Below are 1997 nucleotides of genomic sequence, written 5' to 3' on the forward strand. Positions count from 1 at the left end.
TATGTGAATACATAGCATAGCGAAGCAAACGAGGGGAACTGAAACATCTAAGTACCCTTAGGAAAAGAAATCAACCGAGATTCCGAAAGTAGCGGCGAGCGAAATCGGAACAGCCCTTAAGCTGTTTAAAAGTTAGTGGAAGGCTCTGGAAAGTGCCACGGTACAGGGTGATAGTCCCGTACACAAAAACTTCTTTACAGTGAAAACGAGTAAGTCGGGACACGAGAAATCCTGATTGAATATGGGGGGACCATCCTCCAAGGCTAAATACTCCTAATTGACCGATAGTGAACCAGTACCGTGAGGGAAAGGCGAAAAGAACCCCTGTGAGGGGAGTGAAATAGAACCTGAAACCGTGTACGTACAAGCAGTAGGAGCGGATTTATTCCGTGACTGCGTACCTTTTGTATAATGGGTCAACGACTTAATTTCAGTAGCAAGGTTAACCATTTAGGGGAGCCGTAGGGAAACCGAGTCTTAACTGGGCGAATAGTTGCTGGGATTAGACCCGAAACTTGGTGATCTAGCCATGAGCAGGTTGAAGGTTGAGTAACATCAACTGGAGGACCGAACCCACTAATGTTGAAAAATTAGGGGATGACTTGTGGCTGGGGGTGAAAGGCCAATCAAACCAAGAGATAGCTGGTTCTCCTCGAAAGCTATTTAGGTAGCGCCTCATGTATCACTGTTGGGGGTAGAGCACTGTTAAGGCTAGGGGGTCATCCCGACTTACCAACCCTTTGCAAACTCCGAATACCAACAAGTGCAATCATGGGAGACACACGGCGGGTGCTAACGTCCGTCGTGGAAAGGGAAACAACCCAGACCGCCAGCTAAGGTCCCAAAGTATATGTTAAGTGGGAAACGATGTGGGAAGGCTTAGACAGCTAGGAAGTTGGCTTAGAAGCAGCCATCTTTTAAAGAAAGCGTAATAGCTCACTAGTCGAGTCGGCCTGCGCGGAAGATTTAACGGGGCTAAACATATCACCGAAGCTGCGGACGCATATTTATATGCGTGGTAGAGGAGCGTTCTGTAAGCCGTTGAAGGGAAAGCTGTAAGGCATCCTGGAGGTATCAGAAGTGCGAATGTTGACATGAGTAACGATAAGGGGGGTGAAAAACCTCCCCGCCGGAAGACCAAGGGTTCCTGTCCAACGTTAATCGGGGCAGGGTGAGTCGACCCCTAAGGCGAGGCCGAAAGGCGTAGTCGATGGGAAACGGGTTAATATTCCCGTACCCTTATATTTTGCGATGGGAGGACGGAGAAGGCTAGGTGGGCCTGGCGATGGTTGTCCAGGTTCAAGAGTGTAGGCGGGAGATTTAGGTAAATCCGGATTTCTTTTAACGCTGAGACTCGATGTCGAGGTACTAAGGTACTGAAGTCATTGATGCCATACTTCCAGGAAAAGTCTCTAAGCTTCAGAAATATGAGGATCGTACCCCAAACCGACACAGGTGGTCAGGTAGAGAATACCAAGGCGCTTGAGAGAACTCGGGTGAAGGAACTAGGCAAAATGGTACCGTAACTTCGGGAGAAGGTACGCCCTTGACGGTGATGAGACTTGCTCTCTAAGCTGTTGAGGGCCGAAGATACCAGATGGCTGCAACTGTTTATTAAAAACACAGCACTCTGCTAAATCGTAAGATGACGTATAGGGTGTGACGCCTGCCCGGTGCCGGAAGGTTAATTGATGTGGTTAGACTTAGGTCGAAGCTATTGATCGAAGCCCCGGTAAACGGCGGCCGTAACTATAACGGTCCTAAGGTAGCGAAATTCCTTGTCGGGTAAGTTCCGACCTGCACGAATGGCGTAATGATGGCCATGCTGTCTCCACCCGAGACTCAGTGAAGTTGAAATCGCAGTGAAGATGCTGTGTACCCGCGGCTAGACGGAAAGACCCCGTGAACCTTTACTATAGCTTAGCAGTGAACTTAGAGCCTACATGTGTAGGATAGGTGGGAGGCTTTGAAACCGCGTCGCTAGATGCGGTGGAGCC

Annotated in this window: 1 rRNA gene; it reads left to right on the forward strand. The window is 49.2% G+C overall.

Annotated features, from left to right (window positions below):
- A 23S ribosomal RNA gene (locus tag V6256_RS15060) occupies positions 1 to 1997 on the forward strand; the annotation flags it as partial.

Origin of the sequence: Psychromonas aquatilis, assembly GCF_038155185.1 — a bacterium.
Classification (GTDB): Bacteria; Pseudomonadota; Gammaproteobacteria; order Enterobacterales; family Psychromonadaceae; genus Psychromonas; species Psychromonas aquatilis.